The following is a 24,218-nucleotide window of genomic DNA, read 5'->3' as shown; positions in this document are numbered from 1 at the left end:
GCTAATAATGAATGCTAACGATTTAACGACGTCAATTGCGCGGCCATCGTACGATCGCAACCGGCTGGTTGCACGCATGGTACATCTTGGCTTTGGCGCTTTTTATCGCGCCCATCAGGCAGTGTTTGCCGATCTGCTGGCCAGCCAATATGGCAGCGATTGGGGATATTGCACGGTCAATCTGGTCGGCGGCGAGCAGCTGATTAGCGATCTCAAGCGGCAGGATTTGCTGTATTCGGTGGCAGAAATGGACAGCAGCGGCTGGCACAGCCAGACCATCGGCGTCGTCAGGCAGGCGCTGCATCTACGGCTCGACGGAGTGCAGGCGGTGTTGGAGGCCATGGCTCACCCCCAGGTCGCCATTGTCTCACTGACCATCACCGAAAAAGGCTATTGCTACCACCCCGCCAGCGGACAACTGCTGGCCGATCACCCGGCGATTGTGTATGACCTGACGCATCCGTCACGGCCACAGTCGGCGCCGGGATTGCTGCTGGCCGCGCTACGCCTGCGCCGCAGTCGCGGCTTGCCGCCGTTCACCGTGATGTCCTGCGACAACATGCCGGAAAACGGCCGCGTGGCGCGTAATGTCGTCATCCAGTTGGCGCAGTTGCAGGACGCCGAGCTGGCAAGCTGGGTTGAACGGCAGGTGGCCTTTCCGTCGACCATGGTCGATCGCATCGTGCCGGCAGTCACGCCCGACACCCTACAGCGTATCCAGCACCTGCTTGGCGGCATTGCCGACCCGGTCGGCGTCGCCTGCGAGCCGTTCCGCCAATGGGTGATCGAAGACCGCTTCCCTCAAGGCCGCCCGGCCTGGGAACAAGCCGGCGCCGAACTGGTGGATAACGTGCTGCCATATGAAGAAATGAAACTGCGCATGCTGAACGGCAGTCACTCCTTCCTGGCCTATCTGGGTTACCTGGCCGGTTATGCGCACATCAGCGACTGTATGCAAGATCCCCATTTCGTCGTTGCCGCGCGCCGGCTGATGCTGGCTGAACAGGCCCCCACGCTGCAGGTGCAGGGCGTGGATCTGGCCCTGTACGCCGACTCATTACTGCTGCGCTACGGCAACGGCGCACTGCAGCATCGCACCGCGCAAATTGCCATGGATGGTACGCAAAAACTGCCGCAACGCATGCTCGATGCCATTCGCTGGCATCTGGCGCACGGCAGTTGCTTTGACTGTCTGGCGCTGGGCGTAGCCGGCTGGATGCGCTATGTCGGCGGGATCGACGAGCAGGGTCAGCCCTTCGAGATTCAGGATCCGCGCAGTGACGAGATTGCCACCCGCGTCGCCACCAGCCAGGAAGGCGAGCCGCGCGTACGGGCATTACTGCAGATGGACACGGTATTTGGCCGGGATTTACCCGCGCAACCGGCCTTTGTCGAGGCCGTCACCCAGGCCTATCTGACCCTGTTGACCCACGGCGCCAAAGAGAGCGTCGGTGGTTTATCAAACCGCTAGCGGCAGACGGGCTATCCGTGTCGACAACCCTGGCAAATCGCACATATCCAAGAGGTGATCATGACGCAAATTTCCCACGTCGCCGTTGCAAAAGGCGATACCGCCGCGCTAAAAAGAGTCGCCAGCGCGTCTGCCATCGGTACCGCAGCGGAATACTATGACTTTTTTGCCTACGGCACCGCCGCGGTATTATTTTTCGGCCAGCTGTTTTTCCCGAATGCCGATCCGTTAATCAGCACGCTGGCGGCGTTCGCCACCTATGCCGTCGGCTTTCTGGCTCGCCCACTGGGCGGCATCGTCTTTGGACATATCGGCGATAAGGTGGGTCGTAAAAAGGCGTTGGTGATCACCATTCTGATCGTTGGCCTGGGAACGTTTTGCATCGGCTTGCTGCCCACCTACGAAACCATAGGTATCTGGGCCCCCATTGCACTGATCTTTATCCGTATCTTGCAAGGTTTCGGCGTCGGTGGCGAACAGGCCGGCGCGGTATTGATGACCGCGGAATATTCACCACCGCCACGCCGCGGTTTCTATGCCAGTTGGGTGCAGATCGGCGCGCCAGCCGGCTTTCTGCTGCCGTCCGGTTTGTTTGCGCTGCTGACGGCCTGCCTGTCGGCGGAACAGATGCTGGACTGGGGCTGGCGTATTCCGTTCCTGCTCAGTCTGCTACTGGTTATCGTCGGCCTGTTTATTCGGCTCAAGATCGATGAGTCACCGATATTTGACCAAATCCGCCAGACCAAGGCCGTGGAGTCACGTCCGGTGGTCGAAGTTGTCCGCCTCTATCCTGGCCTGATCGTCAAGGGGGTGTGCGCCAAGCTGATCGAAGCCTGCGCGTTCGCCATGTTCACCGTTATCGTGCTGGCCTATGGCAAAGCCAACCATCTTAACGAAAGCATCTTGCTGGAAACGATGATAGTGGCGGTGATGCTGGAAATCGTGGCAATTCCGTTAATGGGGCGTCTGTCGGATCGGGTCGGACGAAAACCGGTCTACATTGCCGGCGCACTGCTGTTGGCGATCGGCATCGTGCCGTTCTTCCTGGCGATTGGCATGGATAACTTCCTGATAACGCAAATTGCCATGATCCTGGCATTAACCCTTGGCCACAGCATGTGCTATGCCCCACAGGCCAGCTTTTTCCCCGAGCTGTTTCCAACGCGTATCCGCTGTAGTGGCATTGCATTAATCTGGCAGATAGGCTCCCTGGTTGGCAGCGGTATTCTTGGCCTGGTGGCAGTGAAAATTCTGCAAATCACCGGTGGGCACTACTACGGTCTGGCGATTTATATGATTGTGCTGGGCGTGGTTTCGGCCATCGGCCTGTGTCTGATGCCAGAAACCGCGCCGTTACGACGCAAAGAAGAATACCAGGATTGGCACCCCAACTGATGCCCGCAAAGCGGCTCGCAGTTTCTGACGCTGCGAGCCGGACAGAAGAAATTTAGCCTGTCGATTAATGCATCCGCAGATATACAATAATCTGCTAGTATGGTGGCACCCCAATCGAGTCCTGGTTATTGATTATTGCCATGCCTGACACCTATAGCCTGTCGAACAATGTGCCGGTAAATCAACAGATCTATCGCTTTCTGCGCAGGGATATCGTTGATTGCACCATTCCTCCCGGGACGCTGCTTTCGGAAAAGGAAATTTCAACCCGTTTCAGCGTGTCACGCCAGCCGGTACGCGAAGCCTTCATTAAACTGGCCGAAGCCGGTCTGGTGCAGATATTGCCGCAACGCGGCACCTTCGTGATGAAAATTTCCGCCAAACGGGTGGCCGACGGCCGTTTTATTCGCCAGGCGGTGGAATGCGCAATTATCCGCCGGGTGGCGGTTAACATTGCGCCACAGCAGCTACTGCTGCTGGAACACAATCTGCATCGACAAACGCTGGCGTCACAACACCATCAGATCCGGGAATTTCTGCTGCTGGACGACGAATTCCATCAGTTGCTGACGCAAATCGCCAACTGCCCGTTGGCCTGGGAAACTATCGAAACCATCAAGGCCACCATGGACCGCGTGCGTTTTCTCAGCCTGAGCGAAGTCTCGCCGCCGGAAAACCTGATCCAGCAACATTATCGTATTTTTGACGCGCTAAAAGCCCACGACCCGGACGCCGCCGAGCGAGCGATTCACGATCATCTGCAAGAAATGATCTACTCGATCACGCCGATCGCTCTGCAAAATACCGACTGGTTCGAAGCGGAATAACCCGTTGAAGAAAAACGATGTTATCGTAAATAGACACCCCAGCAGGCGAATTTTAACCGCGTAAATGGCATTTCTTCTCAATCGCATCTATTGTTTCTCCTTGCCCACGGGATTTCATTAATATCGTTCAATACCCGTCATTGTTGGAGCTGCATCGTCATTGCCTGGTGACTCAGCACATGGGTGAGCCTCATCCGAGGAGCCACAACCCGCCGCGTTCACGTCGATGTGCGGCTACTGTGTCGCTCACTCCCGTTACCCGGCTGGCGCCAAGCGTCCGGCTTGCCGTCTCGATGCAACCTCAATGCGTCAGGGTATAACAGCTTCAATCACCGCTTTTTCACTATGCCGGTGCTTAGAACCTCGCTTTACCGGCGTATGAGGAAGCTTTAACGGGAGTTAATCATGACTGATATTGCACAGTTGTTAGGTAAGGAAGCGGAAGACCTGTTGCAACACCGCTGTACCACCATCCCTGCTGAAAATCTCTATCTGCCCGGTGCCGATTTTGTCGATCGGGTGATGATCGATAACAATCGCCCCAATAGCGTATTACGTTCCATGCAAACGCTGTTCAACCATGGACGCCTGGCCGGTACCGGCTACCTGTCGATACTGCCGGTCGATCAGGGGATTGAGCACTCGGCCGGCGCATCGTTTGCCGCCAACCCACTCTATTTTGATCCGAAGAATATCGTCGAGCTGGCAATCGAGGCCGGCTGCAACTGCGTCGCCTCCACCTACGGCGTGCTGGCAGCGGTTTCGCGCCGCTACGCCCACAAAATACCGTTCCTGGTCAAACTCAATCACAACGAAACCCTGAGCTACCCAACGCAGTACGATCAGACGCTGTACGCCAGCGTAGAGCAGGCCTTCAACATGGGTGCGGTGGCGGTTGGCGCCACGATTTATTTCGGCTCCGAGCAATCGCGCCGCCAAATCGAAGAAATTTCCATCGCCTTCGAACGCGCGCATGAGCTGGGGATGGTCACCGTGCTGTGGGCCTATCTGCGCAACCCGTCGTTTAACAAGGACGGTGTCGATTACCACTCCAGCGCCGACCTGACCGGCCAGGCCAATCACATTGCCGCCACCATTGGTGCGGATATCGTCAAGCAGAAGATGGCGGAAAACAACGGCGGCTACCGCGCAGTCAAATTCGGCTATACCGACGATGGTGTCTATGACCGGCTGACCACCGACCACCCCATCGATCTGGTGCGTTACCAGTTGGCAAACTGCTATATGGGCCGCGCAGGCCTGATCAACTCCGGCGGTGCCGCTGGCGAAAACGACCTGCAAGAATCGGTGCGCACGGCAGTTATCAACAAACGCGCCGGCGGTATGGGGCTGATACTTGGCCGTAAGGCATTCAAAAAATCCATGAAAGACGGCGTGGCATTGATCAATGCCGTGCAGGACACCTACCTCGACCAAAAAGTCACCATCGCCTAAATCTGGCATTTCCGCCCCCTTCAGCCCGGCTTCGACCGGGCTTTTTTGTGCCAAATCCGCGGCTGCCGTTTGCTTACTCTCCCTCTCCCTGGGGGGTTATTTTCTTTCCTTTCGTTATTAACTTTTAAAATAAAATATTTATCTTTCAAACTGTGATCTATTTAAAACAAATATGCTTAAAAAATGATTAACGTAACCTACATGGCAATCGAGCCGCTGTTCGCTCCGCGCCATCACACTACTACAGGAGAAAAATAATGATTGCGTTAATCACCCACGGAGCCGAATGGTTTATCGGCCTGTTTCAAAAAGGCGGCGAGGTGTTCGTCGGCATGGTCACCGGGATTTTACCTTTACTGATCAGCTTGTTGGTTATCATGAACGCGTTGATAAAGTTTGTTGGCCAACAGCGCATAGAACGACTGGCACAGCGCTGTGCCGGTAATCCGCTGGCACGCTATCTGCTGCTGCCGCTGATCGGCACCTTCGTTTTTTGCAATCCGATGACGCTGAGCCTCGGCCGCTTTATGCCAGAAAAATACAAGCCAAGCTATTACGCCGCCGCGTCCTACAGCTGCCATTCGATGAACGGCCTGTTCCCGCATATCAACCCCGGCGAACTGTTCGTCTATCTCGGCATCGCCAGCGGCCTGACCACGCTGGGGTTGCCATTGGGGCCATTGGCGGTGAGCTACTTCCTGGTTGGCTTGTTTACCAACTTCTTCCGCGGCTGGCTCACCGATCTGACCACCAGCCTGTTCGAACGCAAAATGGGGATCCGTCTGGATCGTCAGGTTCAACTTTAATCCGTGGAGTTCACCATGAGTGCTTACCTTCGTATTGAAAAAGGCGCCAGCGGCTGGGGCGGTCCACTGGAGCTGCCGGTGGTTGCCGGCAAAAAAATCGTTTACATCACCGCCGGTACCCGGCCGGCGATCGTCGATCGCATCAGCCAACTGACCGGCTGGCAGGCAGTAGACGGTTTCAAGGACGGCGAGCCACCAGCAGACGAGATCGCCGTGGCGGTGATTGACTGCGGTGGTACGTTGCGCTGCGGCTTATACCCTAAACGACGAATTCCGACGGTTAATATTCATGCCACAGGTCAATCTGGCCCGTTGGCGCAGTTTATCCTCGAGGATATTTATGTTTCCGGGGTGCGTGAAAACAATATCACCCTGCTTGATGACACCGCCACGCAGGCGCAGCCGCCAACGCCGCCATCCCCTGCGGCAGCGGCGCCCCGCGATTACGACACCAGCAAGAAAATCACCGAACAAAGCGACGGCCTGCTGGCAAAGGTTGGTATGGGCATGGGGTCGGTGGTGGCCGTGTTCTTTCAGGCCGGGCGCGACACCATCGACACGGTATTAAAAACCATTCTGCCGTTTATGGCGTTCGTGTCGGCGCTGATCGGCATCATCATGGCGTCCGGGCTCGGCGATTTCATTGCTCACGGCCTGACGCCGCTCGCCAACAGTCCGTTCGGCTTGGTGACGTTGGCGTTGATCTGTTCGTTCCCGCTGCTGTCGCCGTTTCTTGGCCCTGGCGCGGTGATCGCTCAGGTGATCGGCGTACTGGTCGGCGTGCAGATCGGCCTGGGCCATATTCCCCCGCAGCTGGCGCTGCCGGCGCTGTTTGCCATTAACGCTCAGGCGGCGTGCGATTTTATTCCGGTCGGGCTGTCGCTGGCGGAAGCCAAACAGGACACGGTGCGCGTCGGCGTGCCGTCAGTGCTGGTCGGCCGTTTCCTGACCGGGGCGCCGACGGTGTTAATCGCCTGGGCGGCCTCCGCCTTTATTTATCAGTAACCCATGCCGTAGGGCATGCAGATTCCAGAGGCCAGTAATGCAGATTATTTTCCAAACCACCATTACCCGTATCGGCGACTGCGCGCGTGACGCATTGCAGGATGACATGCTGATCACCTTCCGCGAAGGGGCACCAGCCGACATCGAAGCATTTTGTTTTATCCATCGGCACGGCGATACCGCCGGTGAATTGCGGGCCGGCGGCATGATGGAATTGGCTGAACGCCGCTATTCCATCACCGCGGTCGGCAGCGTCGCCACGCAAAATCTGCGTGAGCTAGGCCACGTCACCGTGCGCTTCGACGGCGAGTCGCAGGCGGAGTTTCCCGGTTCAATTCACGTTTCCGGACCGGTGCCGGAAGATATCCCGTTAGGCAGTACGCTGAAATTTATCGCATAAGGAGTAGACCATGTCTGAAGTAGCCGTAGTGATTGGCGGAGGCCAAACGTTGGGGGCATTTCTAAGCCAGGGGCTGGCGGCGGAAGGTTATCGCGTCGCGGTAGCCGACCTGAACCTCGACAATGCGCAGCGGGTAGCGCAGGAGATTAACCACCAGCACGGCGCCGACCGCGCGATCGGCCTGCAGGTCGACGCCACCCGGGAGGACAGTGTTATTGCCCTGGCCAATACGGTGGACGCGACATTCGGCAGCGTCAACCTGCTGGTATACAGCGCCGGCATCGCCAAGGCGGCGCCGATCACCGACTTTCTGCTGGGGGATTTTGACCAATCGCTGCAGGTCAATCTGGTCGGCTATTTCCTCTGCGCCAGGGAGTTTTCGCGTTTGATGATCCGCGACGGCGTGGCTGGCCGCATCATTCAGATCAACTCCAAATCCGGCAAGGTTGGCAGCAAGCATAACTCCGGTTACAGCGCGGCCAAGTTCGGCGGCGTGGGATTGACGCAGTCGCTGGCGCTCGATCTGGCAGAGTACGGCATTACCGTCCATTCGCTGATGCTGGGCAATCTGCTGAAGTCGCCGATGTTCCAGTCGCTGCTGCCGCAATATGCCGAAAAACTGGGCATCAGGGCCGATGAAGTGGAACAATACTATATCGATAAAGTGCCGCTCAAGCGCGGCTGCGACTATCAGGACGTCCTGAACACCCTGCTGTTTTATGCCAGTGACAAGGCCTCGTACTGTACCGGCCAATCAATCAACATCACCGGTGGTCAGGTGATGTTCTAACCCGCTGGCACGGCGCGCTCCCCCCGCGGCGCCGTGCCGCAATAACCTGCGAGGTAACATAATGACCACTTCTCTGATTATTCTGGCCGCCATCGCCTGGCTGGGGCAGATAGCCCTCGGCTGGTGGCAGATCCAGCGCTTCAATCACGCCTTTGACCGATTGTGCCAACTGGGGCCGGTCGGCGTTGGCCGCTCCGGCGGGCGCTTCAAGCCGCGCGTGGTGCTGGCGCTGGCGTTCGATGCCCAGCAACGGGTATGCGGAAGCATGATGATGCGTGGGCTGACCGTCTTCGCCCAACCTAAACCTCTGGTTCAGCTGCATGGTTTGCATCAGCACGATTTGCTGCCGGATGTGATCTTCCCCGAGGATCGTGCATGCCAAACTGCACTATCGTTAGCGATTAAGGCGAAATCATGATATTTTCAGATTAAAAGACATTACCTTTCATATTGAATTATTCACTGGGAGGGATGCTCATCGCTTGTGAACGGGAATCGCTATGAAACCAAAGCAGCGGCAAGCCGCTATTCTTGAATATCTGCAACGGCATGGCAAAACGGCAGTGGATGCCCTGGCGGAACACTTTTCAACCACCGGCACCACCATCCGCAAGGATCTGACCCTGCTGGAAGAAGAAGGCGAGGTGATCCGCACCTACGGCGGCGTGGTGCTGAGCCGCGATGACGGCGACCAGCCGATCGATCGCAAAACCCATATCAATACCGAGAAAAAACGCCAGATAGCCTATGCCGCCGTCGCACTCATCAATGACGGCGATTCACTGATTTTCGACGCTGGCAGCACCGTCTTACAGATGGTGCCACACCTGGCGCAGTTCAATAACATCACGGTGATGACCAACAGCCTGCATATCGTCAACGCGCTGGTTGAATTGGATAACGATCAAACCATTCTGATGCCCGGCGGCACCTACCGCAAAAAATCCGCCTCGTTTCACGGTAGCCTGGCAGAGTCAGCCTTTCAGCAGTTCAGCTTCGACACCCTGTTTATCGGCGCGGACGGCGTCGATCTCAACGCCGGCGTTACTACCTTTAATGAGGTGCACAACGTCAGCAAGGCCATGTGCGAAGCCGCCGGGCGCATCGTTTTGCTGGTTGACTCCAGCAAGTTCGGCCGTAAAAGCCCCAACGTGGTGTGCGAACTGGCCGCCGTCGATACGCTGATCACCGACAAAGACATCAATCCACAGTATGTCACCGCGCTGAAAGACAAAGGCATCAATATCATTCTGGTAGGAGACACCGATGAGTAACGCCACCGCTCTGCTTAACTTTGCCCGTGAAACGCTGGAAATCGAGCTGGCTGAAGCCACACGCCTGCTGGAGCGGCTGGACGACAATATGGTCTGCGCCTGCGAGCTGCTGCTCAATTGCCGAGGCAAGGCGGTGGTCTCCGGCATTGGCAAATCCGGCCACATCGGTAAAAAAATTGCCGCGACGCTGGCCAGCACCGGCACGCCGGCATTTTTCGTGCATCCGGCAGAAGCGCTGCACGGCGATCTTGGCATGATCGGCAAAGACGATGTGGTGATCTTCATTTCCTATTCCGGCCGCGCCAAAGAGTTGGATCTGATCCTGCCGCTGCTGGCGGAAAATCACATTCCGCTGATCGCCATCAGCGGTGGCAAAGAATCGCCATTGGCGACGGCCGCCGCCTGCCTACTGGATATCAGCGTTGAACGTGAAGCCTGCCCGATGGGGCTGGCACCGACCTCCAGCGCGGTCAATACTCTGATGATCGGCGATGCGCTGGCGATGGCGCTGATGCGCCAGCGTGGTTTCAATGCCGAAGATTTTGCCCGCTCGCACCCGGGCGGCAGCCTCGGCGCGCGCTTACTGAATCGAGTTCATCATCTGATGCGTACCGGCGATCGTCTGCCAAGGGTGAAAGAGAGCGCCAACGTGATGGAGGCCATGCTGGAACTGAGTCGCACCGGGTTAGGACTGGTCGCAGTGTGCGATACACAGCAAAAAGTGGTGGGGGTATTTACCGACGGCGACCTACGCCGCTGGTTGGTGAAAGGCAATAGCCTGAACGATGCATTAAGCCCGGCGATCACCCGCCCCGGCTACCGTTTGCCGGAACAGTGGCGAGCAGGTGAAGCGTTGGAAGCGCTGCACGAACAGCATATCAGCGCCGCGCCGGTGGTGGATATTAATGGCATATTGGTCGGTGCGATCAACCTGCACGATCTGCATCAGGCCGGCATTGGCTAAGGCTACGGTGCGGGGGGCGCGCACGCCACGCCCCCCGATGCGAATCTGCGCATTACTTCCAGTCAGGGTTGCTTTCGAACTGTTTACGCAGCAGTGCCTGCATATCGCTGTCCGGCTTGCCCAGCCATTGATATTTGGCGTATTGCTTTGGATGATCCACCGCGTCTGGCGTATCAGCCACTGACACCCGTACGCCCCATGCCTGCGATTTATCCGCCTTGAAGGCCACAATCAAAAAATTGTTGGCGCAGTCATGGGGTTTGCACAGGGTGCCGAGCTCATAGGTCTGGCCCTGCCAACGGAGGGTTTCTGCTGGCGTTGAGGTGCCCACCCCCTTGCGCGCCCAGTCCGGCAGCCCGTTCTGCCCCTTTACCATTTTCTGCCAGCTGGCCTGGTAACCCGGCTGCTGGATCAGATCCGACGTGGTAACAATCTGCTGAGCAACGCTGCCGGCGCTGACGCCGATCAACGCCGCAAACAGCGCGCAGCGAAGCTGATATTTTCCTGTCATGGTCATTCTCCCTCATTAAATTCAAAGCGTAGTCTGCATCACCTCAGACCACAATCGACGGGAAAAGTTGAGTTACCACCACGCGTGAAAATGATGCACCGGGCCAATCCCCTGCCCGACTTCCAGACTGTCCGCCTGTTGCAGCGCCCGTTGCAGATAATCTTTGGCAGCGCTGACCGTATCCGCCCAGTTTGCATGACGTGGACGCAACGCCGCCAGCGCCGCCGACAGCGTGCAGCCGGTACCGTGCGTGTGGCGGGTCGCCACCCGCGTCGCGGTAAAGCGCAGTTCGCCCTCTGCGGTGAACAACCAATCCGGGCTTTCCTGTTCGCTCAAATGACCCCCTTTCATCAACACCGCCTGGCAACCCATCGCCAGCAGCGCGCGACCTTGCTCACGCATCTGCCGCTCATCCTGCGCCGGTGACGAGGCCAGCAGCGCCGCCGCTTCCGGCAGATTGGGGGTAATCAATGACACCTGAGGCAACAGTTCACGGCGCAGGGAGTCGACCGCTTCCGGTGCCAGCAGCGGATCGCCGCTTTTCGCCAGCATCACCGTATCCAGCACCACAAACGGCAACGGAGAATGTCGCAGGCGCTCCGCCACCGCCTGCACGATATCGGCGTTGGCCAGCATGCCGATTTTGGCGCTGTCGATACGCACATCGCTCAGCACCGAATCCAGCTGCGCGGCGACAAACTGCGGCTCGATGTTGTAAACCGACTGCACGCCACGGGTATTCTGCGCCACCAGTGCGGTGATCACGCTGGTGCCATAGGCGCCCAGCGCCGAAAAGGTCTTCAGATCGGCCTGTATGCCGGCTCCGCCGCTGGGATCGGTACCGGCGATGGTGAGGGCGTTAATGCGTTTCATCACAGCGCCTCCGCGTTCAGTTGATACAGTGCATCAAGAAATGCCGGCGTAAAACTGCCGGGCCCCTGAGCCTGTGTGCTGGCGCGTTCGCCGCACAGCGACATTACCCGACAGGCGGTAGCAACGTGATCCAGCCGCTCGCCCGGCAGGGCGCAAAACGCCGCCGCCACCGCCGACAGGGAGCAACCGGTGCCGACCACCCGCGTCATCAGGATATCGCCACCGGGGATTGCCCAGTCGGCTACGCCGTTGGTGACATAATCCACCGCACCGGTCACCGCAACTATCGCGCCGCTGGTTTGCGCCAGTTGACGCGCCGCCGTCAGCGCGGTTAACGAATCGGCGGTGCTATCGACGCCGCGCCCGCCGCCCTGCACGCCGCCAAGTGCCAGGATTTCCGAGGCGTTGCCACGGATCGCCGCCGGCCGTAGCGCCAACAGACGCTGGGCAAATTCGCTGCGATAATGCAACCCGCCGACCGCCACCGGATCCAGTACCCATGGCGTACCGGCCTGATTAGCCGCGTCGATCGCCGCCAGCATCGACTGCCCGCGCGCGGCGGTCAGGGTACCGATATTGACTAATAATCCGTTGGCAATGCGGCTGAACTGCGCGGCTTCCTCCGGTTCGACCACCATCGCCGGCGAAGCGCCCAACGCCAGCAATACGTTGGCCGTCAGCGCTTGCACCACCTCGTTGGTCAGGCAGTGAATCAATGGGGAGTGCTGTTTGAACAGGTTAAAGCTGGCCGCGGCGCGGGCACCGGGGAATACATCAGGTCGAGCGATCATAATCCTCCCAACCGGCGTTCAAGAAGGCGGATACCGGCTGGGTATCGAGACTTCCCTACGCTGGCATTATCCAGATCAGGTAATACGGGTATTTCTCAGCCTTCACGTAGAAGGGCACCCCGAGTCATTTAAATTGTGTCTTTTACTGCAAGCCAGCTTAGGGGAACTGGCCTGCTGAAGCAAGCCGCCCAGGCGACGAATAGCGGTGGACTTCCCCATCAGAAAATGGCTAGCCTAACAATGTTGAAGGTTACCAGGAGCCGCTATGCACATCAGACCCTATCGGGAAACCGATCGCCCTTTTCTACGCACGCTTTACCTGGCCGCACGCAAGGCCGCCTTTACCTGGCGTGATACGCAAGGCTACCGTCTGGAGGATTTTGATCGCGCCACGCTCGGAGAGGATATCTGGGTCGCGGAGCAGGATGGCAAACTGCTGGGATTTGTCTCGATACATCGCGCAGAGAATTTTATTCATAACCTGTACGTCGATCCACACCTGCCGCCGCAAGGCGTCGGCAGCGCATTGTTGCATCAGGCAGAACAGACGTTCAGCGGCACCGGTTCGCTAAAATGCCTGGTGAACAACCAGGCCGCGCTGCGTTTCTATGACAAGCACGGCTGGCACGTCGTTGCGACTGGTTGTAACGGCCACGAAGAATATTATCTGCTGCACTCGCCCAACAGATAATGACCGCCGTTCAGGCTTTATTTGGCATCAATCCTAGCGTCAACCACCAGAATAACAGGGCGAACAGGCTAACGCCGGCGCCCAATCCACAGACGCCAACCCAACCGGCCAGCGCAAAGACATGGGTACTGGCAAACGCCCCGACGCCACTGCCTACGGCATAAAACAGCATATAACAGCCCACCAGCCGGCTGTGCGACTGCCCATCGCTACGAAAAATCATGCTCTGGTTGAGCACGTGAATTGCCTGCCCGGCCAGATCAAGCACCACAATACCGACAATCAACCACGGCATGCCGTTATGCAGCAGGCCAAGCGGCAGCCAGGCAAGCACCAGCAGAGCCAGACACAGCCCGGTCGCCTGTTGCCCTCGGCCACGATCGGCCCAATGGCCGGCTCGCACCGCCGCCAGCGCCCCAACGGCCCCCACCAGTCCGAACGCGCCAATCACCGAATGGCTAAAATTATGCGGCGGTTGACTGAGCGGCAGCACCACGGCGCTCCAGAAAATGCTGAACGCGGCGAACATCAACAACGCCAGCATGCCACGGATTTGCAAGGTGCGATCGCGCACCAGCAGCGTCAGCATCGAGCGCAGCAAGGCAGAGTAGCTGAGCGTTGCAGCCGGGCTACGCGGCTGAGGTAGCCAACGCGCCAAAATCGGTAACAGCATTAACGTCACGCCGGCAGAGAAAAAATAAACCGTACGCCAACCGCCCATGTCCGCCAGCGTACCGGACAGGGTGCGGGCCAGTAACAGCCCCATTACCACCCCGCCCTGCGCGGCACCCACCACACGCCCGCGCTCGTGCGGCCCAGCCAGGCTAGCCGCGAAGGCGATCAGCCCCTGCGTCATGGCAGTGCCCAATAGCCCCACCAGCAGCATGCTGGTCAGCAACAGCACGCTGCTGTTCGACCAGCCCACCGCCAGCAGCGCCGCGATCAATAGCAGCTGTTGTACCGCCAGCAAACGCCGGCGATTAAGCAGATCCCCCAGCGGTACCAGTAAGACCAATGCCAGCGCACACCCCAATTGCGTCACGGTGATCACCATCCCCACCGTTGCCAGACCGATGGCGAAATCCGAGGCAATGGCATCCAGCAACGGTTGTGCATAGTAAACGTTCGCCACGCTGAATGCGCTGGCGGCCGCCAATAACAGAACCAACGAGGTGGGTAACCGGTGCGTTTTGGCGGCAGGACAGATGTCATCAAGCAAATCGGTGCTCATGGTGGCCTCGGCAGTTAGGTTTCATAATTAAACCTAATGCAGGTTACGCAATGAGGTTTTATAATGCAACCTCTTCTGCGAAAAGGAGCGGATCATGAAACGTAAAAGCCTGGAACACGCACCTTGCCCAGTGGCACGCGCGCTGGATGTCATCGGCGATTGGTGGTCGTTATTGATCATTCGCGATGCCTTCGACGGCGTTAGTCGCTTCAATGAATTTCAAAAAAACCTTGGCATGGCGAAAAATATTCTTTCGCTGCGTCTGCGCACCCTGGTGGCGCACGGTATTTTGGAAATTGTGCCGGCGGCGGACGGTGCCTATCAGCAATATCTGCTGACGGAAAAAGGCCGTGCGCTGTTTCCGATCGTCGTTGCGCTGCGCCAATGGGGTGAGGATTATCTGTTTGCTGCCAACGAGCCACATTCACTGCTGGTGGAAAGCGACAGCGGTCAAAGGATCCCCCGCATGACGCCGTCGGGCTCGCAAGGCCAAACGCTGACCCCGCTAAATACCCGAGTAGTGAAACTGGAAGACATTTAGCCATGCCGCATCGGCGACTCGCACAGGGCTGGCAATACTGCCGCCCGTACACCGTGGTGTGATTCGCCTTGCTCCGCCCCACTCCGCGCTGCACGCCCCAAGGCGCCAACCCGCTATCGGCATTGACCTGCCGTTATTATCCTCAAACGCCATGCGATAACTTGACAGCCAACCCAATGGAAACAAGACTGTACTGGGTACTTTTCATATCGCCGATTATTTATCGCCTACGTTATTAAACCTCAATCATCAACGTACTTTTCCTTAATTAAAATAAATCCTCTATTTATTACCAACCTCGGGAGTGAAGTCATGCGGACCCTATTACTTGCATTATCAGTAATCATATTATCCGGCTGTGGAATCAATGAAGAACTTGATTCAATGATCCTGGAGCAACATAAGAAGAAATGCGATGATTATGGCTTTCAACGTGGTAGCGATGCTTACGCTAATTGCCTGATGCGGCAGGCAGAAATGGAAGATGCCGATGAACAGAAAATGCTGGATAGGGAAGCAAAAACAAAAAAATAGCGCTTATCCGCTCGGGTATTGCCGATAAGCGCGTGCCGTCGCCGTTGACGTGACTATTCGTCGATGGCTACGGTGTCAAAAAAGCATTGCGCCAGCGAGTCAGGCACGTGCAGACCACGCGTCCATTTTATGACCTGCTCTTTTTCTGATAAGTCAGGCTGGCCTCCCCAGACGTCGACAAATTGATTATTCTTGAAGAAAAACGCGCCAGGATCGGCCACTTCGGTTGCGGCATAAATCACCAGCCAGTCTTTATCACCCTGTACCTGCGTGATATCAATGGATTTTAATGCAATTTTTTCCGTCAGACTTTTTTGTATCAGCCGTTGATAAGCCGGCGTATTTTCCGCATTTACCGGCTTGTTGAACGGCTCGCAGCGCTCGGCAGAGAACACCGGGTTGGCCAGCATAAACAATGATAGTGACAATGAAACCATCGCTATTTTCATACTTTCCTCGTTGCAATCATTTAATCGCCGCTAAAGTATTAGCCGGCAGCCGGGGAAATCGCCTGGCGCGATATAATTAAATCGCTGTTAGCCATGCGTCTGGCCCACAGCAAATCGGCTGAGAAAACCAGCCATCTGGTGAGGATAGCCCACTTTACCGCTATGCGCAGAAATCTCGCCTTACCGAGCGTAGCGCCTATCTGGTTGCTGACAAACACCGTATGACGGCATATCGATCAATCGGTTTAACGGCTCCCCCAGACTTCGTCGATTTATAATAACGACAGAGTGAATAAGCAATATAATCAACAGTCCGCTGCTATTTTAAATAGCCTACGCTCACCATTGATTCCGCTGACATTACCGCCAAAATTAGTGACATCCCAAGCGTGGGTGATAATTATTGCGTCCATTATCTATCACGCCAGCAGGCAACTTACTCAAGCTGCTAGAGCCTGATATTTACCTTTTAGTATTGTTTTCTTAACGGAACCTTCACGCGGGTGCATGTTATTCTGCCTTATGCAGTGGCCATGGCGCATCCACAGCGCTACCATCTTTTCACGTTTATCTGTATTATTGCGCTTCAACGGAACTGAGAAAAAGCAATGAGATTATTCGCATTAATAAGTTTTCTTTTAGTGGCCAGCACCGCAAGTGCCCACCAATGGCAAGCAAAAGACCCAGGCAAATCGATTAGCAATGGAACCCTGACGATTAGCCACGTTGGCGGCCACTATAAAATCGCCTTTCCCGCGCGCGCGGCCCCGCGTTCGGCCAGTCTCACCGTCGACGGCAAGGCGCTGTATGCCAACGATCCATATGGATTTAGCGGCCAGCAGGGCGATACGGCAATTCATGCATTGCTGGCAGCCAAAGCGGCCGATGCACGCTATGACGACAGGCAAAAAACCAAGCCGGTCAAAACAGCGATAGACCTGCAAAGTCTGCAACAACAATTGGCCACGATAGCCCCTTGATCCGCGCAGACAGGGCGGAGCCCTCTGCCCTCCTCTGCCCCGCAGCTATCTACGCCAGGCTCAGCCGGCATGACGCTGGCACCCACCGGTGTTTAATTCCCGTCCGCTGAGGTATAGTCGGCGTTTTACGGGGAAACCATGTGCATCACTCATCCATTCGTCTGAACAAATACATTAGCGACAGCGGCATCTGCTCCCGTCGTCATGCCGATCGCCATATCAAGCAGGGTCTGGTTTTTATCAACGGCAGAATGGCCAACGTGGGTGAGCAGGTATTTGTCGGCGACAGCGTGAGCGTTAACGGCCAGCCTATCGCACCGCGCAAGGCAGAAGATCTGGTGCTTATCGCGCTGAACAAGCCGGTTGGCGTCATCACCAGCATGGGCAAGCAGGTGCGTAACAACATCGGCGATTGGGTTAACCACAGCCAACGCACCTTTCCCATCGGCCGTCTGGACAAAGACTCTCAGGGACTGATATTTCTCACCAATCACGGTGAACTGGTCAACAAGATCCTGCGCGCCGGCAACAATCACCAAAAAGAGTATCTGGTCAGCGTCGACCGGCCGATAACCGATGAATTTATTCAGGCCATGGGCGCGGGCGTACCGATACTGGGCACCGTCACCAAACCCTGTCTGGTAGAGAAAATCGCCTCGCAGATATTGCGCATTACGCTGGTGCAGGGGCTTAACCGTCAGATTCGCCGCATGTGCAAATATTTTGGCTATCAGGTGACCAAGTTGGAACGCGTGCGCATTATGAATATCAATCTGCACGGATTGGCGTTGGGTGAATGGCGAGATTTTACCGATGAAGAGCGGCGCGAATTATTCCGGCTGATTGAGCATTCGTCGTCCGAAGCGTCGCAGCCAGCGACGACAAGCATCCCCCCCGTCGCATAACCGGTACGGCAGTTCCTTCTCTCCGTTGTGGCGTTGCAGGATAGCCGTGCAGCAGCATAACCAATGTGCTGCTGCACGGCATACTTTGACGCTGGAAATACGCAGTGTCTCAACGGTCAGAATGACCATCTAATCGTGGCATTGACTGCATTAACCTGCGTATCAGAACCGTATTGTCCTTGATAACCCAGATCCAACCTGCTGGCAGGCGACAGCTTCACGCTCACGCCGACATCCGCCACCATCACATCGTCATCAACCGCCTGCCCCTGCGTGATAAACGCGTCACTACCGGCAAATGCCATACGTGATGCGCTATTTTTATCGCCGTAGGCATGCTGCCAACCCAAGGAGCCGTAAAGACTGACGTTTTTCGGCAACTCGGTCATGGCGCGCAGACCCAACGTTGAATAGAAGGTATTCATCGTTTCATTGTTGACGCTTAGCGCGGCGGCGCCGCCTTTTTCCTGGAAATTATCGGTATGCAGGCGGATATAGCTCAGATTGACAAACGGCTCAAGATTGGCGTCCGGCAGGCCAAAACGGTAGGCCGCTTCAGTAAACGCCAGCAGTGAATCCGCGTCATAATCCGAGCTCAGCCGATCCGAGAAACTGCCGAAGTTAACGTTGCGTTCGCCTTCGAGCCGGTGCCAGGTGTAACCGAGCGCACCGCGCAGCGAGAAGGCCTGTTGCTGCCCTGCCGCATACAGGCCAAGGTGATAATTGTCACTGTCGGACTTGGCGCTGCGGCTATCGACATCATAGTTGCCACGGCTGTAGCCCATATATCCACCAATGCGGATACTGTGATCGGCCAGTTTACGATCGGCCCCCAGCAGGAAACCGCTGGTATTGCCCTCCAGTTTACCTACGTTGCCGTTACCGCTGTTCCTGGCCCAGGAGCCAAACGCCTGCCCCCAAACGCCGTTATTGTCAGCCCTGGCTGGCTGCACCAGCGTCATCGCCAACGGGGGAACAGGTAAGGCATCCCCCTCAAATGCCTGAAGCATGCGCTGGTTCAGCACATTGAACAACTGGGTGCTGCCAGCGATCAGGTTAGACTGAACGGAGGGATAGATCTCGCCTGACAGTTGATTGAACGCCTCACGCGCTTGCTGCGTATTCAATAACAGCAAACCATTATACAGCGCCAGTGACGGGCCCTGCTGCGTCAAGGTCGACAACGCGCCAGCGGTATTCCATTGGTTGCTGGTTTGCGCCACCGTTTGGAAAATACCGGGTTTACCGCCTCCGCCCGGATTACCGCCTTCGCCCGGATTGCCGCCTCCGCCCGGATTACCGCCTTCGCCCGGATTACCGCCTTCGCCCGGATTACCGCCTTCGCCCGGATTACCGCCTTCGCCCGGATTACCGCCTTCACCCGGATTGCCGCCTTCGCCCGGATTACCGCCTTCGCCCGGATTGCCGCCTTCGCCCGGATTGCCGCCTTCACCGCCTTTTTGCGCGATGGTCAGATCGACAGCGTTAGCACTCTGATCGAGTGCGACGTCCAAGAATGCAGATTTTGAAATCGCCTCGGCAAAACGACCGTCGATCCCCCCCTCTGAGGTTAAGATACGGTAACGTTGGCCAGTCTGGTAGCTGGTTTGCGGATCCAGTGCGTTGACCTGTACCCTGGCCTGCTCGCTGATGGTGGTTTTGCCCACCACCCGCAGTTGGTCACTGCTACCATCACCGGCAATATCAACATCGTAGAACGATTCCCCCAGGAAATTCAGATAGCGCTTCAGCGTCAGGGTAGCGATATTGCCGTCGCCGGGAGAAATATGGCCGCCCGACTGAATTTCGGTCTGGCCAAGCGTGCCGTTACCGCCCAGCGTACCGCCGGATTTTATCGATGCCGCACTGCTGTACCCCAGCCCATCGTTAACCTCAGAGCCAGCCGTGGCGTTGAGGATCAGCGTACCGCCGTTCTCGGCGCTCAGCGTTTGAACATCGAACTGATTGTCTTCCGGCTGGGTGTTGATATCGCTGGCAATAATGATTTTACCGCCACGGGCGGTCACGTTGGCCTGGAGCTGGGTCAGATCGCCACTCAGCGTCGTTCGCCCGGCGGTATTGATAACCTCACCTTCACCGACCATTTTATTGCCGAAGTCGTAGTTTTCGTCCGTGTGGTTAAAATACACGTAACTGCCGAACAATCCGCCGCGCAGATTGATCACCGTCTGAGCATCGACGCTGCCAGCGGCCCCCGCCACACCGAGCGTCGGTTCGGTCAGGCCGGTGCCGGTATCCATATTGCCGCGACTGCCGACGATCAGCGCGCCTCGGTTCGAACCGGAGCCGGTATCACCCAGGCGCAATTCGTTGGCGCCGGCGGAAAATGTGCCGCCATCCACCACCGACAGCACGCCATTGCCATAGTCGCCGACGTTAACGCTGTTGGCACTGCTAAAACGGGAGCCGTCACCGGCGATGTACAGCTCGGCGGTTTTGTTCGAGCCGGAAACACCGGCAATCTGCGCACTGCCGACATTGACCGCACCGCCGTTCAGCACGTCCAGATCGCCATTGGCGGTGAGCGTTTGCGTGATATTCCACAGCGAGTTATTGCCGGTCACCGTGGCTTTGGGATTAAGCTTGTCAGCTTCGTCCGGGATAAAGCCGCTGTCGATACGCGCAGCGCCCGCGGTGGTGACCACGCCGCCGTCTTCAATCAGCAGCGTGGAACGCGCGCCCTGACCAAAACCGAGACCGAGCCGGTCACTGACCACTCTGGAGCCGGCGCCTGTAACGATAAGCTGGCTGTCATATCCACCGGTGGTACCGACGATGATTTCTTTGGCGCTGGCCAGCGCTCCCTGCTCGACCCGTAATGTTCCCAGGCCCAGATCTAGGCTGCCGCGCAAAATATATTGATCGTTGATGGCGCTTAATACCGCGTTCGGCCCTCTGACGGTGACCTGACTTTGATAAATCTGGCCATCATGGCGGCTACCGATATTGATGTTATAGGCATTAACCTCACCATTATCGATCAACAGGTTTGCGCTTTGATTACGCCCGACATAAGCCGTGCCAGCGTAGCTCAAGGGTTGGGTAATACGGGATTCGCCATCAAAAATAACATCATCGGCACGAGCAATATCGGCCGATGCCAGCAATATCAATGGCGCTGAGAATAGTGCGAGGTAAATTTTGGAAAGCGGTTTGTTTACCGCTAAATTATGCGATAGCTGATCTTTCATGTTCTATCTCCGGCACAATTATCTTGATGCCATCAAAGTTATTATTTATATGAAAAACGTAATGCATAAGAGGATACGTGGTCGCGAGCACCGACGGCGATTTATCAAGAAATTAGCTAATGCCCCCCAGCGCTAATGTCTCGATGCCAACGTGTGGAGGCTCTGCCCCTCAACCCGCGCCCACAGAGGATTATTTATGTGTGACGACCGGGGTGCAGCTTGGCGTGCTTAGCGTCGGCGCCGAGCCTAAAATACCCGGCATCATCAGCGACGAGCAGTCAAAAATCCGCCCTTTATCGGTGGTGGCGCGGTAAGACAGTTTTTGCCCCCCCAGGGCATCCGGCTGGGCGCCGTTAACATTGGTCACGGTAATTTCATCCGATGAACCCAGGCCGAGCATTTTAGCCGTTTCCGCCTGCAACAGCGGTATTGCCTGATCGGTTTTCAAGGTTGAACAACCGGCTACCAGTAGCGTAATGCTTATAGCGATAAGTGGTTTTCTCATAAATTGTCCTTTGTAACCAAACAGATCCAAATTCTGTATGGTTTTATGTTTTACCTTATCAAAATCCCTGAATAATATATTTCGCTTTCCTAACCGAAAAAACCCTCCTAAAGTAGGGAGCAGTGATAATAAAAACTTACCAGACCAATCTGATACATTTAAGCGAAAGGAGATACCCTTGGGGCAGGATTATGCGCTGGTCATTGATGACCATCCTTTGGTGGCAAGCGGCATTGCCAACTTCCTGAATACGCATTGTCGTTTTAAGCGTGCCTACGTGGTAACAAGCGAGGAAAGCTGTTATCGCCACATTCTGGAAAACGGCGCTCCACGCTTAATGGTCATCGATTTCTGGTTATCCGATGGAACGGCATTAAAATTATTAAAAGAAATAAAGCAGCTCTATCCAAAAATTCGTTTCCTGGTGGTCAGTGGCGATGAAAACAACGAAATAGGTCAAAAGGTACGTCATGCCGGCGGGCACGGATTTGTGCTGAAAAATCAGCCACCTGAATTATTTTCCCAAGCCGTTTTCGCACTACTGGAAAACCGGACATGGTTCCCGGAAGATAATGCCACCGTTGCCGACAATAGCAAAAACCCACTGCAACAGTTTAATTTAACCTCACGGCAGCTGGAAGTATTAACCATGATGATGCGTGGCTTCCCCAATAAAAAGATAGCGTTACAGCTTGCTATTTCCGAACCCACGGTCAAGGAACACATTAGCAATATTCTGAAAAAGATCGGCGTCAATAGCCGCGTCGAAGCCATTACGCTATTGCATGGCCGGCAAGGGCCATCACAATGACATTACGTCAATCTTTACAACAGGATGGAATTTCCGCACGCGCACAAATTCGCTTATTGAATAATACATTTATGCGCCTGGTCTTTAGCTTTACCGCCGTGCCCTTTGTGGGTATTCCTTTCGCCATTTGGCTTTATTTAATGGGCAAGGAACTTACGCCAATTATCACCTGGATAGTTATCTATATTTTTTGCGCAGTGGCCATCCGATTATGGCATCGCCGCTATCGCCATGAATCCGAGGACGATAACGCCAGCGTCGTAATAAACCGTTGGCTGCCGCGCATCAACAAGCTGGCCTTCGCACATGGTGTGGGTATTTCATCCTTATATTTAATCACTCCAGAAAAAAACAGCTTCGACTTTTTTCTGTTATTAAATATCAGTATTGCGGCTATCGTCGCAGCCAATGCAACCCACCTGACACCGGTCATAAGCACCTTTACGCGTTTTTTCTTTGCCTCCTGGGGGGTATTGAATCTGGGCATTGTCTGGCGGTTGGACGATATTATGCCGATCGTGCTGATGCTGAATCTGCTTTATGGTTTCGCCATTTACCGCCACGCTTTGACCTCGCACGCCTTCTTTATTCAGCAAGCCCACCTTGAAGAAAAAAGTTCGCGTCTGGCGGAACAGTTTCGCCAGGCCAAGGAGCAAGCGGAGCAGGCGTTGCTGGATAAGAACCAGTTTCTCACCACTGCCAGCCATGATTTACGCCAGCCGGTGCATGCCATGGGATTCTTGATTGAAGCCATCATTCATAAAAATCGCGATGACACACTTACCCCACAGCTGTTGGATTTGCAGCAAAGCGTGCGTTCCGTGCACCTGATGTTCAATTCCTTACTCGATCTCAGCAAGATCGAGGCCGGCAATCTCAGCACCGCCGCTATTCGGGTGGACATCGGATCGCTGCTTGATTCAGTGATTACCCTGTTCCGCGAAGAAGCAAACAGCCGGTCATTGTCGTTGCGCACCTGGCGGCCCAAGCGGCGTATCGCCGTGATGGGGGATCACATGCTCATCAGGCAATCGCTGATTAATCTGATACAGAATGCCCTGCGTTACACGCAGCACGGCGGTGTGCTGATCGCCATCCGACCGCGTGGAGAGCAGTGTTTGATCGAAGTGTGGGATACCGGTGTCGGTATCGCTGACGAAGAAAAAGGTAAGATTTTCTCCCCCTATTACCGCCCCGAACTGGCGTGGAAAATCGATAGCGCTGGCCATGGCTTGGGGCTGGCAGTAGTGGCACGCTGTGCCAAATTGATGAAGGTCGAATACGGTATGCGCTCCGTCGAAGGCAAAGGATCGCGTTTCTGGATGCGCTTTGCCCTGTACAGCGGCGAAGACATGCTGGCGGACAGTGCCGGCAACTACGCTAACCTGCCCTCGCCGACGCGCTATGCGTCATTGTCTGGCAACTGCCTGGTGGTGGACGATGATCCGCTGGTGACGTCCGCCTGGTCGAGCTTGATGAGCACCTGGGGTATTACGGTACGCTGCGCCGTCTCCGCAGAGGAGGCATTTGCGATTATCGACGAAGGCTTCGCGCCGTTTGCCGTACTGTGCGATCAACGGCTCCGTTCCGGCGAAAGCGGTTTCGATATTCTGCAAGCGCTGTTTGAACGCCTGCCGAACGTCAGCGGTGCCATGGTCAGCGGCGAGTTCAATTCCCCCATTCTGCTTCAGGCCGAGCAGGAAGGTTATCTGGTATTACGCAAACCGTTGGAACCGACGGCTCTGTATGCGTTGCTGTCGCAGTGGGCAACGGGGTTGCACCATTAGCGAGCTGGTG

25 protein-coding genes and 1 riboswitch are annotated in these 24,218 nt (G+C 56.1%); of the genes, 18 read left to right on the top strand and 7 right to left on the bottom strand.

Going from position 1 to position 24,218, the window contains the following annotated elements:
• Positions 1–7: 7 nt before the first annotated feature.
• The 11 genes from ACCC84_RS17335 to gutQ all read left to right on the top strand — a co-directional run bounded on the left by ACCC84_RS17335 (position 8) and on the right by gutQ (position 10,387).
• Positions 8–1,471 carry a mannitol dehydrogenase family protein gene (locus ACCC84_RS17335; RefSeq protein WP_039991846.1) on the top strand — a complete coding sequence of 488 codons (1,464 nt, stop codon included), beginning with the start codon at positions 8–10 and terminating at the stop codon, positions 1,469–1,471.
• A gap of 60 nt (positions 1,472–1,531) precedes the next feature.
• Positions 1,532–2,866: an MFS transporter gene (locus tag ACCC84_RS17330; protein ID WP_004959848.1), complete on the top strand. Its 1,335-nt coding sequence runs from the start codon at positions 1,532–1,534 to the stop codon at positions 2,864–2,866.
• A 140-nt stretch (positions 2,867–3,006) separates the two neighbouring features.
• Positions 3,007–3,693 carry a GntR family transcriptional regulator gene (locus ACCC84_RS17325; protein ID WP_371902111.1) on the top strand — a complete coding sequence of 229 codons (687 nt, stop codon included), beginning with the start codon at positions 3,007–3,009 and terminating at the stop codon, positions 3,691–3,693.
• Positions 3,694–4,098: 405 nt separating this feature from the next.
• Complete coding sequence (fbaB, locus tag ACCC84_RS17320) at positions 4,099–5,148, top strand: class I fructose-bisphosphate aldolase (RefSeq protein ID WP_004959843.1); 1,050 nt, start codon at positions 4,099–4,101, stop codon at positions 5,146–5,148.
• A gap of 257 nt (positions 5,149–5,405) precedes the next feature.
• Complete coding sequence (gene srlA, locus ACCC84_RS17315) at positions 5,406–5,954, top strand: PTS glucitol/sorbitol transporter subunit IIC (protein ID WP_004959842.1); 549 nt, start codon at positions 5,406–5,408, stop codon at positions 5,952–5,954.
• Between the two features lie 15 nt (positions 5,955–5,969).
• Positions 5,970–6,959, top strand: coding sequence for a PTS glucitol/sorbitol transporter subunit IIB (gene srlE, locus ACCC84_RS17310; RefSeq protein WP_004959838.1), 990 nt, complete (start codon positions 5,970–5,972; stop codon positions 6,957–6,959).
• Between the two features lie 37 nt (positions 6,960–6,996).
• Positions 6,997–7,359: a PTS glucitol/sorbitol transporter subunit IIA gene (srlB, locus tag ACCC84_RS17305; RefSeq protein ID WP_004959837.1), complete on the top strand. Its 363-nt coding sequence runs from the start codon at positions 6,997–6,999 to the stop codon at positions 7,357–7,359.
• Positions 7,360–7,369: 10 nt separating this feature from the next.
• Positions 7,370–8,149: a sorbitol-6-phosphate dehydrogenase gene (srlD, locus tag ACCC84_RS17300; RefSeq protein ID WP_004959835.1), complete on the top strand. Its 780-nt coding sequence runs from the start codon at positions 7,370–7,372 to the stop codon at positions 8,147–8,149.
• 61 nt (positions 8,150–8,210) lie between these two features.
• Complete coding sequence (gene gutM / locus ACCC84_RS17295; protein ID WP_004959832.1) at positions 8,211–8,567, top strand: transcriptional regulator GutM; 357 nt, start codon at positions 8,211–8,213, stop codon at positions 8,565–8,567.
• 82 nt (positions 8,568–8,649) lie between these two features.
• Positions 8,650–9,423, top strand: a complete 774-nt coding sequence (gene srlR / locus ACCC84_RS17290; protein WP_004959831.1) for a glucitol operon DNA-binding transcriptional repressor SrlR — start codon at positions 8,650–8,652, stop codon at positions 9,421–9,423.
• Positions 9,416–10,387: an arabinose-5-phosphate isomerase GutQ gene (gene gutQ / locus ACCC84_RS17285; protein WP_004959829.1), complete on the top strand. Its 972-nt coding sequence runs from the start codon at positions 9,416–9,418 to the stop codon at positions 10,385–10,387. Before srlR ends, gutQ begins: the two co-directional genes overlap by 8 nt.
• A 52-nt stretch (positions 10,388–10,439) precedes the next feature.
• Here the strand turns inward: gutQ and ACCC84_RS17280 are convergent, their stop codons facing one another.
• The 3 genes from ACCC84_RS17280 to thiM all read right to left on the bottom strand — a co-directional run bounded on the left by ACCC84_RS17280 (position 10,440) and on the right by thiM (position 12,562).
• Positions 10,440–10,898: an inhibitor of vertebrate lysozyme family protein gene (locus ACCC84_RS17280; RefSeq protein WP_039992610.1), complete on the bottom strand. Its 459-nt coding sequence runs from the start codon at positions 10,896–10,898 to the stop codon at positions 10,440–10,442.
• A gap of 72 nt (positions 10,899–10,970) precedes the next feature.
• A complete protein-coding gene (gene thiD / locus ACCC84_RS17275) occupies positions 10,971–11,771 on the bottom strand; it encodes a bifunctional hydroxymethylpyrimidine kinase/phosphomethylpyrimidine kinase (RefSeq protein ID WP_004959824.1) in 801 nt (266 codons plus the stop codon).
• Entirely contained in the window at positions 11,771–12,562 is a 792-nt protein-coding gene (gene thiM, locus ACCC84_RS17270; protein ID WP_004959821.1) for a hydroxyethylthiazole kinase, read from the bottom strand. The genes thiD and thiM overlap by 1 nt, the downstream gene beginning before the upstream one ends.
• 35 nt (positions 12,563–12,597) lie before the next feature.
• Positions 12,598–12,694, bottom strand: a riboswitch (TPP riboswitch).
• A gap of 133 nt (positions 12,695–12,827) precedes the next feature.
• Here thiM and ACCC84_RS17265 point away from each other — a divergent pair.
• Complete coding sequence (locus ACCC84_RS17265; RefSeq protein ID WP_004959806.1) at positions 12,828–13,253, top strand: GNAT family N-acetyltransferase; 426 nt, start codon at positions 12,828–12,830, stop codon at positions 13,251–13,253.
• Between the two features lie 10 nt (positions 13,254–13,263).
• Here the strand turns inward: ACCC84_RS17265 and ACCC84_RS17260 are convergent, their stop codons facing one another.
• On the bottom strand, positions 13,264–14,484 hold the full coding sequence (locus ACCC84_RS17260; protein WP_371902107.1) for an MFS transporter: 1,221 nt from the start codon (positions 14,482–14,484) through the stop codon (positions 13,264–13,266).
• Between the two features lie 94 nt (positions 14,485–14,578).
• Between ACCC84_RS17260 and ACCC84_RS17255 the strand changes: the two genes are divergently transcribed.
• The gene (locus ACCC84_RS17255; RefSeq protein WP_004959799.1) at positions 14,579–15,025 is read left to right on the top strand and encodes a winged helix-turn-helix transcriptional regulator; all 447 of its coding nucleotides are present in this window, start codon (positions 14,579–14,581) and stop codon (positions 15,023–15,025) included.
• A gap of 312 nt (positions 15,026–15,337) precedes the next feature.
• On the top strand, positions 15,338–15,559 hold the full coding sequence (locus tag ACCC84_RS17250) for a hypothetical protein (RefSeq protein ID WP_088499759.1): 222 nt from the start codon (positions 15,338–15,340) through the stop codon (positions 15,557–15,559).
• Positions 15,560–15,612: 53 nt separating this feature from the next.
• Here ACCC84_RS17250 and ACCC84_RS17245 read toward each other — a convergent pair whose 3' ends face one another.
• Complete coding sequence (locus ACCC84_RS17245; protein ID WP_004959792.1) at positions 15,613–16,008, bottom strand: hypothetical protein; 396 nt, start codon at positions 16,006–16,008, stop codon at positions 15,613–15,615.
• Positions 16,009–16,649: 641 nt separating this feature from the next.
• Here ACCC84_RS17245 and ACCC84_RS17240 point away from each other — a divergent pair.
• Together ACCC84_RS17240 and rluF are read left to right on the top strand one after the other, a co-directional pair.
• The gene (locus ACCC84_RS17240) at positions 16,650–16,988 is read left to right on the top strand and encodes a hypothetical protein (RefSeq protein ID WP_039991845.1); all 339 of its coding nucleotides are present in this window, start codon (positions 16,650–16,652) and stop codon (positions 16,986–16,988) included.
• A 140-nt stretch (positions 16,989–17,128) separates the two neighbouring features.
• Entirely contained in the window at positions 17,129–17,893 is a 765-nt protein-coding gene (rluF, locus tag ACCC84_RS17235) for a 23S rRNA pseudouridine(2604) synthase RluF (RefSeq protein ID WP_039991844.1), read from the top strand.
• Between the two features lie 116 nt (positions 17,894–18,009).
• On the opposite strand, the gene ACCC84_RS17230 is transcribed toward rluF, so the two are convergent.
• Both ACCC84_RS17230 and ACCC84_RS17225 read right to left on the bottom strand, forming a co-directional pair.
• Positions 18,010–21,105, bottom strand: a complete 3,096-nt coding sequence (locus ACCC84_RS17230; RefSeq protein WP_371902104.1) for an autotransporter outer membrane beta-barrel domain-containing protein — start codon at positions 21,103–21,105, stop codon at positions 18,010–18,012.
• Positions 21,106–21,295: 190 nt separating this feature from the next.
• Entirely contained in the window at positions 21,296–21,610 is a 315-nt protein-coding gene (locus ACCC84_RS17225; protein WP_273870237.1) for a lipoprotein, read from the bottom strand.
• A 178-nt stretch (positions 21,611–21,788) separates the two neighbouring features.
• Here ACCC84_RS17225 and ACCC84_RS17220 point away from each other — a divergent pair, with 178 nt between their 5' ends.
• The gene (locus ACCC84_RS17220) at positions 21,789–22,421 is read left to right on the top strand and encodes a response regulator transcription factor (protein WP_004959765.1); all 633 of its coding nucleotides are present in this window, start codon (positions 21,789–21,791) and stop codon (positions 22,419–22,421) included.
• Entirely contained in the window at positions 22,418–24,208 is a 1,791-nt protein-coding gene (locus tag ACCC84_RS17215; RefSeq protein WP_198774089.1) for a hybrid sensor histidine kinase/response regulator, read from the top strand. Before ACCC84_RS17220 ends, ACCC84_RS17215 begins: the two co-directional genes overlap by 4 nt.
• Positions 24,209–24,218: the final 10 nt, after the last annotated feature.

This window comes from Serratia odorifera (genome assembly GCF_041448735.1).
GTDB classification, from domain to species: Bacteria; Pseudomonadota; Gammaproteobacteria; order Enterobacterales; family Enterobacteriaceae; genus Serratia_F; species Serratia_F odorifera.
The sequence above is the reverse complement of the archived record's forward strand: the minus strand, read 5'-3'. Positions and strand labels throughout refer to the sequence as shown.

What these genes read in the sequence shown, in the direction of transcription:
- ACCC84_RS17255 (WP_004959799.1), top strand. Translation starts at nt 14,579, where the DNA reads ATGAAACGTAAAAGCCTGGAACACGCACCTTGCCCAGTGGCACGCGCG.
- ACCC84_RS17225 (WP_273870237.1), bottom strand. Translation starts at nt 21,610, where the DNA reads ATGAGAAAACCACTTATCGCTATAAGCATTACGCTACTGGTAGCCGGT.
- srlB (WP_004959837.1), top strand. Translation starts at nt 6,997, where the DNA reads ATGCAGATTATTTTCCAAACCACCATTACCCGTATCGGCGACTGCGCG.
- srlE (WP_004959838.1), top strand. Translation starts at nt 5,970, where the DNA reads ATGAGTGCTTACCTTCGTATTGAAAAAGGCGCCAGCGGCTGGGGCGGT.
- ACCC84_RS17260 (WP_371902107.1), bottom strand. Translation starts at nt 14,484, where the DNA reads ATGAGCACCGATTTGCTTGATGACATCTGTCCTGCCGCCAAAACGCAC.
- ACCC84_RS17245 (WP_004959792.1), bottom strand. Translation starts at nt 16,008, where the DNA reads ATGAAAATAGCGATGGTTTCATTGTCACTATCATTGTTTATGCTGGCC.
- thiM (WP_004959821.1), bottom strand. Translation starts at nt 12,562, where the DNA reads ATGATCGCTCGACCTGATGTATTCCCCGGTGCCCGCGCCGCGGCCAGC.
- ACCC84_RS17330 (WP_004959848.1), top strand. Translation starts at nt 1,532, where the DNA reads ATGACGCAAATTTCCCACGTCGCCGTTGCAAAAGGCGATACCGCCGCG.
- srlR (WP_004959831.1), top strand. Translation starts at nt 8,650, where the DNA reads ATGAAACCAAAGCAGCGGCAAGCCGCTATTCTTGAATATCTGCAACGG.
- ACCC84_RS17215 (WP_198774089.1), top strand. Translation starts at nt 22,418, where the DNA reads ATGACATTACGTCAATCTTTACAACAGGATGGAATTTCCGCACGCGCA.
- ACCC84_RS17325 (WP_371902111.1), top strand. Translation starts at nt 3,007, where the DNA reads ATGCCTGACACCTATAGCCTGTCGAACAATGTGCCGGTAAATCAACAG.
- ACCC84_RS17265 (WP_004959806.1), top strand. Translation starts at nt 12,828, where the DNA reads ATGCACATCAGACCCTATCGGGAAACCGATCGCCCTTTTCTACGCACG.
- gutM (WP_004959832.1), top strand. Translation starts at nt 8,211, where the DNA reads ATGACCACTTCTCTGATTATTCTGGCCGCCATCGCCTGGCTGGGGCAG.
- thiD (WP_004959824.1), bottom strand. Translation starts at nt 11,771, where the DNA reads ATGAAACGCATTAACGCCCTCACCATCGCCGGTACCGATCCCAGCGGC.
- gutQ (WP_004959829.1), top strand. Translation starts at nt 9,416, where the DNA reads ATGAGTAACGCCACCGCTCTGCTTAACTTTGCCCGTGAAACGCTGGAA.
- fbaB (WP_004959843.1), top strand. Translation starts at nt 4,099, where the DNA reads ATGACTGATATTGCACAGTTGTTAGGTAAGGAAGCGGAAGACCTGTTG.
- ACCC84_RS17280 (WP_039992610.1), bottom strand. Translation starts at nt 10,898, where the DNA reads ATGACAGGAAAATATCAGCTTCGCTGCGCGCTGTTTGCGGCGTTGATC.
- srlD (WP_004959835.1), top strand. Translation starts at nt 7,370, where the DNA reads ATGTCTGAAGTAGCCGTAGTGATTGGCGGAGGCCAAACGTTGGGGGCA.
- ACCC84_RS17230 (WP_371902104.1), bottom strand. Translation starts at nt 21,105, where the DNA reads ATGAAAGATCAGCTATCGCATAATTTAGCGGTAAACAAACCGCTTTCC.
- ACCC84_RS17335 (WP_039991846.1), top strand. Translation starts at nt 8, where the DNA reads ATGAATGCTAACGATTTAACGACGTCAATTGCGCGGCCATCGTACGAT.
- srlA (WP_004959842.1), top strand. Translation starts at nt 5,406, where the DNA reads ATGATTGCGTTAATCACCCACGGAGCCGAATGGTTTATCGGCCTGTTT.
- ACCC84_RS17250 (WP_088499759.1), top strand. Translation starts at nt 15,338, where the DNA reads ATGCGGACCCTATTACTTGCATTATCAGTAATCATATTATCCGGCTGT.